The organism is Thermococcus sp. PK (genome assembly GCF_000430485.1).
In the GTDB taxonomy this organism is placed as follows: Archaea; Methanobacteriota_B; Thermococci; order Thermococcales; family Thermococcaceae; genus Thermococcus_A; species Thermococcus_A bergensis.
Map to the genome: position 1 here is coordinate 1,113,053 of NZ_KE387149.1, position 7,375 is coordinate 1,120,427.

Here is a 7,375-nt window from a genome sequence, read left to right on the forward strand (position 1 = left end):
GCGCTAGGAGCAGGAGTTTTTCGTGTCCTGTTCAAGCGTTCTGTTAGTTTGTTGTACCTGATTTTGGGGAACTAGGCTTCATTTCTTCGATTAGGACTCTGTAAGCGTGCTTGTAAACTCCGTTAAAGTGCAAGTGTGCTAGTATTGCGAAGGTTATCAGGTCGTAGAGGCTGATTATTTCCCTGTGAGTGTTTTCGGGTAGTGTTTGCTGATTATCGGATAGATTTCGGATTTTATGATCAGGATTTCCTGCTGAAAGTTCATAACAACCACCAATCAACCAAAAGACTTAAGTGCTTATAACTCTAACGATCTAATGGGAACTAGGGTATAGTTTTCGAAACGTTAAGTTTTTAAATTAAGCACTCACCTTTCTTAACATGAACACGCTGTGGGGAGCATTACTCGCGTTGATTTCTGCACTTGGATGGGGAACCGCTTCGGTTCTAGTGAAAATTGGGATGAAGAACAAGAGCGCAGTTACCGTTAATATAATCAGGCTATACATCACGGCGATTTTTTACGCCTGTTTATTCTTTTTCACCGGAAGCTATGCCGAGATATTTTCCCTCAATTGGCGGGTTCTCTTAATCACGTTTATCTCTGGCCAGTTCGGCTTTGTTATAGGGGATTATTTCTACTTTAATGCTCTCAAGTTGATGGGTGTATCCAGAACCGTCCCAATAACATCCTCCTATCCTCTCTGGACCATATTATGGGCTTGGTTGTTTCTGGGTAGGAACATAAATGCCCAGATAATCGTTGGAGCATTCCTTGTATTTTTGGCAATAGTCATAGTTAGAAAAGGAGAAGTTGAAGAACATCTCGACAGCAAAGGATTTATATTTGCCATTCTAGCGCCTATTTCATGGAGCATTGCAATAGTGCTGCTCGATGTCCTGGCTTCGCAAGTTTCTCCCCTATCTTTAGCGGGCATTAGGATGATATTTGCTGCATTGGGCATTAGTGTGTTCCTCCCCAAATATTGGAAAGAGCTTAGAGGAATCACGAAAAACGAATTGGCAACGCTCTCTGGAGCGGCTCTGCTTGGTTTAATAATTGGCCAGTATGCGTTCGTTAAGTCCGTAAGTTTGGTCGGTTCCCAGATCTCTGCCCCGGTAAGTGCTGTAAACCCAATTATATCCTCCCTTCTTGCCATAGCACTTCTAAAAGAGCCGCCAAACGCTAAGATATTTGCAGGATTGGTGTTAGCCGTTGTGGGTGTAGTTTTGATAACAACAGCGTAAAGAATTTAACCTTTCACTCATATCTTAGAGTGCCGACAGCGAGGGGACAATCAGTCTCCTCGCACGGGCTCGGTTGAACCCGCCTCCGCAAGGTATCGGGCTCTATGAGCGGAGCGTGCTCACGCCGAGCCCACAGGGCCGGTGCATCCACCCGCGCGAAAAGTGAACGCGGGCCTCTGTTGCCGGCCCACAACTTCCAAAAAATTCTTATACTCCCTTTTTAAAGGAAGTGAGAGGGGTATCATGACTACGCTCATAATTGCAGAGAAGCCAAACGTAGCCAGAAAAATAGCCTATGCCCTTGCCGAAGGTAAGCCGGTAAGGAAGACCATCGGTAAAGTCCCTTACTATGAGCTCACAAGAGATGGGAAAAAAATAATAGTCGCCCCGGCTGTTGGACACCTCTTCTCACTCGCTCCCAAAGAGAAAACTTACGGCTACCCGGTTTTTGATATAGAATGGGTTCCCGTTTATGTTGCAGAAAAGGGAAAAAGCTACGCTAAGGATTACATAAAAGCCCTTAGAGAGCTCGCAAAGAGGGCGGATGAGTTTGTCGTTGCGTGTGACTACGATACCGAAGGTGAGGTAATAGGGTATACTGCGTTAAAATATGCCTGCGGCGTTGATCCTTCAAAGGCGAAGAGAATGAAGTTCTCCGCACTCACGAAAAAAGACCTGTTAAAAGCGTGGTATAACCTAGAGCCGACGATTAACTTCGGAATGGCCGATGCTGGAATAGCAAGGCACGTCCTTGACTGGTACTGGGGAGTAAACCTCTCTAGAGCGTTGAGCTCGGCTATAAGAAAAGCCAGCGGTAAGTGGATAGTTTTAAGCACGGGAAGGGTTCAAGGGCCGACGTTGAAGTTCTTGGTTGAAAGGGAAAGGGAAATCGCAAATTTCGTCCCCACGCCGTACTGGGTCATAAAAATGATTCTCGAAAAAAACGGCCAACAATACACAGCCGTTTATGAGAAGGATCGCATTTTTAACGAGGAAGAGGCCAAAAAAATCGTTGAAGAGGCCAAAAAAGGGCCGGCATTTGTGGAGAAGATAGAGGTAAAACAGCAGCAAAGAAACCCCCCTCATCCCTTCGACCTTGGGACACTTCAAAGGGAAGCTTACTCTGCCTTCGGTTACAGCCCAAAGAAGACCCTCGACATAGCACAAAGCTTGTATGAAAAATCTTTCATCTCATACCCTAGAACCTCGTCCCAAAAACTTCCGGAAAATTTGAACTATCAGTATATTATCCATAACCTTGCCAAAATTCCAGATTACAAGCCCCATGCTCATGAACTTTTAGGTAAAGGAGTTTTAAAACCCGTAGAAGGCAAAAAAGATGATCCTGCTCACCCGGCAATATATCCCACCGGTGAGCTGCCCAAACCCGGAGATCTAAGCAAAGATGAGCAGAATCTTTACGATTTGATAGTTAGGAGATTCTTAGCCGCATTCGCTGACCCCGCCGTAAGAGAGAGTATGAAAGTAATCATAAACTCAAACAACCACCGCTTTATCCTCAGCGGCTCAAGGACAATTAAAGAGGGATGGCTGAAGATTTACGGCAAGTACGTTAAATTTGATGAAGTTTTGCTTCCAAAGTTCGAGGAAGGGGAGAGAGTAAAAGTTATCCAGATAAAGAGAGAGAAGAAGAAAACCAAACCACCAGCAAGGTATTCTCCAGCAAGTGTCATCAAGAAAATGGAAGACCTCGGCATTGGAACCAAGGCTACAAGAGCCCAAATATTAGAAACCTTATATTCGAGGGGCTACATAGAGGGCAAGAAACAGATAAAGGTGACTCCTCTCGGCATGAAGGTGATAGAAGCCCTGGAAAACAACGTCCCAGACATAATAAGCGTAGAGCTGACGAAGGAGTTTGAAGAAAAGATGGAACAGATAATGCAGAAAAAAGTAAGCAAGGAAAAAGTTATCGAAGAGTCCAAGGAAACCCTGGTAAAAATATTAAAAGAATTCAAGCAAAAAGAGAAAGAAATAGGGAAAAAACTTCTGGAAACGTTTGTTGAGAGCCAGAAAAACAAAGAAAATAAGAAACGTGCTAGCACAAAGGAACTTACTGCAGAAGAAGAGGAGAGTATCAAAAAGTCTGCCGAAAAGAGAGAGGACATCATAATAGTGGGGAAATGTCCCAAATGCGGTGGCGACTTAGTGGTGAGATATAATAGAAAAACAGGAAAAAGGTTTGTGGGCTGCTCCAATTGGCCCAACTGCAATGTCACATATCCACTTCTCCAAAGGGGAGAAATAATCCCAACTGGAAAGACATGCCCTGAATGCGGAAATGCCCCAATAGTGAAGATCAAAGAGCGCAATAGAGAATACGAAGTGTGCCTTGATATGAACTGCTACAAAAACCGAAGAAAAAATAGAGGTTAGAAGTTATAACTTAAAAGTTAGAATCAGAGAAGCTCCTTAAGGAGGGCTATCCTTCTTGGGCTCATGAGCACTTTTGGATGCTTGAGGAGGGCCTTTATGACTTCCAGATAATCGCCGCCTGCAATTTTTTCCGCATCTGCCCCGCTTAGCACTTGGATAAATACATCCAGATCTTCGTCAGTTAATTTTTCCACGACTTTTCTGACTTTAAGGACTCTTTCCAATCTTTTGCCGTCCTTTTCCCACCACTCTTTTGTATAGTTCTTCAGAAGTTCAAGGTTTTCCTCTTCAAGTGCTTTTACTATCCACTTGCTCGCTATTGTTCCTGCTTCCATAGCTTCTGCCATTCCACCGCCATGCATGGGGTTTACCTGTCTAGCGGCATCCCCTACAACGACCACATTGTCTTTGGCAAGCTCCTTGACGATACCACCAACTGGGACTACTCCAACGTTAATTTCGAGGAGTTTCTTTGCCGGGATGTTGTTTTCCTTGAGCCACTTGTCGAGGTAGTACTTAGCTGTTTTTGGGTTGTCGGCGTTTATTCCAATGCCCACGTTGGCCCTGTCCTCGTCCTTCGGGAAGACCCATACGTAGCCTCTGGGTGCCACTTCGTTTCCGAACCACAGGTGAATCAGGTCTGGATCAAAGCCCTCTATGAGCATCTCGTATTCATAGGTAGAGTCGAACTCGTGGGGTGGAGCGTAGGTGTTTATTCCGGCTTTCCTCGCTATGGTGCTCTCAACGCCGTCGGCGGCAACTATTATATCCGCGTAAATCTCAACGGGTTCATCCTCGTGCTTGGCTTTGATTCCAGCAACCTTTCCGTCCTTCCTTATGACATCGAGCGCCTCGGTCCTCGCGAGAACATCTGCACCCGCTTTAGCCGCGTAATAGGCCAGCATCTTGTCGAAGACCTTCCTCTCAAGGATTACTCCGCTGACTTTCTTGTAGCGCATTTCGAGCTCGTAGCCGCTCGGGGAGTAGAGCTTAGCACCGTAGATTTCGCGGTTGATGAAGCGCTTGTCGTAGGGGATGTCGTACTTGTCGAAGACCTTGATGCTTATTCCCTCGGCGCACTGCTTTGGAGTGCCTATAGCCCACTTCTTATCGATGAGAAGGACGGAGAAACCAGCTTTAGCGACGTTTCTCGCAATTATGGGGCCAGCGATACCAGAACCGACAACAACGACGTCGTACTTCCAGGTCATTCGCTCACCTCCAGGGGTTCAGCGCTCAGGGCTCCAACGGGACAGGTATTGATGCATATCCTGCAGCTTATGCACTTGTCTTGAAGGAACTCCCAGCCGGTCGAGTGCACCTCTATCGCGAGTGTCGGGCAGACACCTGCACAACCGCCGCAGAGGTAGCATCTATCTTCGTTTACAATGATCCTAATTTTTTCTGGCATGGCAACCCCCTCATTTTGCTTCTCTTTTCATAAGCTCTTCCTCATCAATTTCTATGATGTCTCCTTTTAAGCTTAGCGGTATCACTTTTGAGAGTTCCTCAATCTTCTCCTTAATTTCTCTTTCTTTGAGGTTCAAAACATCGCTTAACTGCTCGACTGTTGTGTTACCGTAGAGCAACAAGTAATGAAGGATAGCAAGCTGGGTCATGTCGCCGATTTCCTTCAAATATCTTTCCTTAATGCTCTTCATGAGGTTGTTTCTGTAGCTCTCAATAGTTTTTAAAGCATCTATTATCTGCTCCAGCTTTTTGTTTGCCTCTATAAAAGCTGTTACCATGGAATGTAAGCTTTTTGGGGACTTATCAAGCTCATCAAGCCTGATTTCGAATCTTTCAAGCTTCTCGGGAGAACCCAAATCCAGACTTTTATACCAGAATATATTGGGTGTGACAGTTACAAGAAACGTTTTTGAAACGGCTATGGAGTAGTATTTTCGCGTAGGCCCGATAAACCCTTCTTCCTTTTCGTATGACTTCAGGACACCCTCTTTCTCCATTATTTTCAGGTGTTTTGAAACAGCAGTGGAGGAAACGTTAACCTTGCTGCTGAGCAGGCTGAAGTAGCATTCGGTACATGTCAAGTGGCTGAGTAAGTCCCTCCTCACCTTGTTCCCTAAGATGTAAAATATATCTGGTTCAGACATGTTGCCCACCTACCCAAATCTGTATCGTAAAGTTTATATACCGTCATCCTAACCTTTGGTTGAAAACTCTAAATTTGTAAAGTTTCCGTAGATATGTTGCATCCAAAGGTTAAAAAGCTTTAGTTTGAAACTGATTGGAGGTGTATGGAGATGGCGCTTATTAGTGATGGGGACAAGAAGATAATTAAGGAGGAGTTCTTTTCAAAGCTCGTTAATCCGGTTAAGCTCATCGTCTTCACAGGAAAAGAGCACTGCCAATACTGTGACCAGCTGAAACAGCTTGTTGAAGAAATTAGCGAGCTTAGCGACCTTATAAGCTATGAAGTGCATGATTTTGACAGTGAAAAGGAGCTTGCCGAGAAGTACAGAGTCGATAGAGCTCCGGTAACCATAATAACCCAAGATGGGAAAGACTTTGGAGTTAGGTACTTTGGCCTTCCAGCAGGGCATGAGTTTGGATCATTCTTAGAGGACATTGTTGACGTATCGAGAGGCGAAACAGACCTTTCAGAAGAGACTAAAGAAGCAGTAAGGAACATTGATCAAGACGTTGAAATATACGTCTTTGTAACCCCAACCTGCCCCTACTGTCCAATGGCCGTTAGAATGGCACACAAGTTTGCAATTGAGAACGCACTTGCAGGAAAGGGCAAGATCCTTGGAGACATGATTGAGGCAATAGAATTCCCCGAGTGGGCCGACCAGTACAGCGTCATGGCAGTTCCAAAGGTCGTCATAAGGGTCAACGGCGAGGACAAGGTTTCATTCGAAGGTGCTTATCCAGAGAAGATGTTCCTCGAAAAGCTTCTCCAAGCTTGACACTGTCAGGATAACTGGGGTATCACCTCCTGAAGCCATTCAGTCACATCACCAGGCGGTCCACCAAACCGAGAATGAATTCTAACAAAATTATACCAGAATGAAAACAGAAAAACAAACCTGTGAACCCTCCTCCAGTCTCTAGCCCTGAAGTTATTCCAGAAACGCTTTGTTCTCTCTTTAACAGTCCTAAACCAGCGCTCAACACAGTTCCTCGGCCCGAAAGTCACATGCAGATAATCCAACCCGAGAGATTTAAACGCTGATTTATACCACGGCCCTTTGTCAACCAGGAAAATTGGCTGTCCCTCGCAGGATTTCAAAACAACTAGAATGAAGTCCCTGGCAATCCACCAGTTCCTAACGCTTGTAATCCATACTGCTAGGATTTCTTTGCTCTCAACGTCGATTGCAGCCCAGAGAAATCTCTTCTGACCGTTGATCTTTATCACTGTCTCGTCAATTGCGATGAAGTTTCTCTGTTTTTTGACTGCGAGGATTTTCGGCTGGTAAACTGCTTTCGCGAATTTTTGGACTGTTTCCCAGACTGTTGTGTGGCTGATTTCGAGGATTGTTCCTACCTGTCTGTAACTTAGTCCGTGCAGGTACAGGTTTATTGCCCTGGTTTTCTTTTTTGCTGGGATTTTGTTCCGGCGGGGCGTGTTTAGTTTCACCCCCTGTTATTTAAACAGTATTTGACTCTGAGGAGGATTTTCAGACCATAACACATTACCCCAAGCAGGATTCGGGTTACAGTAGTCTTTTTCAGAAAACAGGGGATCCTACTGCCAAACCACG

The 7,375-nt window shown here is 45.1% G+C and carries 7 protein-coding genes and 1 pseudogene; 3 read left to right on the top strand and 5 right to left on the bottom strand.

Annotated features, from left to right (window positions below; genetic code table 11):
• Nucleotides 1-273: pseudogene (locus THEPK_RS13115) on the bottom strand (IS982 family transposase); the annotation flags it as partial.
• A gap of 107 nt (nucleotides 274-380) precedes the next feature.
• Between THEPK_RS13115 and THEPK_RS08035 the strand changes: the two are divergent.
• Together THEPK_RS08035 and topA are read left to right on the top strand one after the other, a co-directional pair.
• Nucleotides 381-1,247 (top strand): DMT family transporter, encoded by an 867-nt coding sequence (locus THEPK_RS08035; RefSeq protein WP_042700409.1) that lies wholly within the window; start codon nucleotides 381-383, stop codon nucleotides 1,245-1,247.
• A 243-nt stretch (nucleotides 1,248-1,490) separates the two neighbouring features.
• Complete coding sequence (topA, locus tag THEPK_RS08040; protein ID WP_042700412.1) at nucleotides 1,491-3,644, top strand: DNA topoisomerase I; 2,154 nt, start codon at nucleotides 1,491-1,493, stop codon at nucleotides 3,642-3,644.
• Nucleotides 3,645-3,667: 23 nt separating this feature from the next.
• On the opposite strand, the gene THEPK_RS08045 is transcribed toward topA, so the two are convergent.
• The 3 genes from THEPK_RS08045 to surR are packed head-to-tail and all read right to left on the bottom strand — an operon-like array spanning nucleotide 3,668 to nucleotide 5,758.
• A complete protein-coding gene (locus THEPK_RS08045; protein ID WP_042700415.1) occupies nucleotides 3,668-4,855 on the bottom strand; it encodes a geranylgeranyl reductase family protein in 1,188 nt (395 codons plus the stop codon).
• Nucleotides 4,852-5,055: a DUF362 domain-containing protein gene (locus THEPK_RS08050; RefSeq protein WP_042700417.1), complete on the bottom strand. Its 204-nt coding sequence runs from the start codon at nucleotides 5,053-5,055 to the stop codon at nucleotides 4,852-4,854. Before THEPK_RS08050 ends, THEPK_RS08045 begins: the two co-directional genes overlap by 4 nt.
• 10 nt (nucleotides 5,056-5,065) lie before the next feature.
• Entirely contained in the window at nucleotides 5,066-5,758 is a 693-nt protein-coding gene (surR, locus tag THEPK_RS08055; RefSeq protein ID WP_042700420.1) for a sulfur metabolism transcriptional regulator SurR, read from the bottom strand.
• A gap of 150 nt (nucleotides 5,759-5,908) precedes the next feature.
• Between surR and pdo the strand changes: the two genes are divergently transcribed.
• Nucleotides 5,909-6,577 carry a protein disulfide oxidoreductase gene (pdo, locus tag THEPK_RS08060; RefSeq protein WP_042700755.1) on the top strand — a complete coding sequence of 223 codons (669 nt, stop codon included), beginning with the start codon at nucleotides 5,909-5,911 and terminating at the stop codon, nucleotides 6,575-6,577.
• Nucleotides 6,578-6,582: 5 nt separating this feature from the next.
• Here the strand turns inward: pdo and THEPK_RS08065 are convergent, their stop codons facing one another.
• Nucleotides 6,583-7,251 (bottom strand): IS6 family transposase, encoded by a 669-nt coding sequence (locus tag THEPK_RS08065; protein ID WP_042700422.1) that lies wholly within the window; start codon nucleotides 7,249-7,251, stop codon nucleotides 6,583-6,585.
• Between the last annotated feature and the right edge of the window lie 124 nt (nucleotides 7,252-7,375).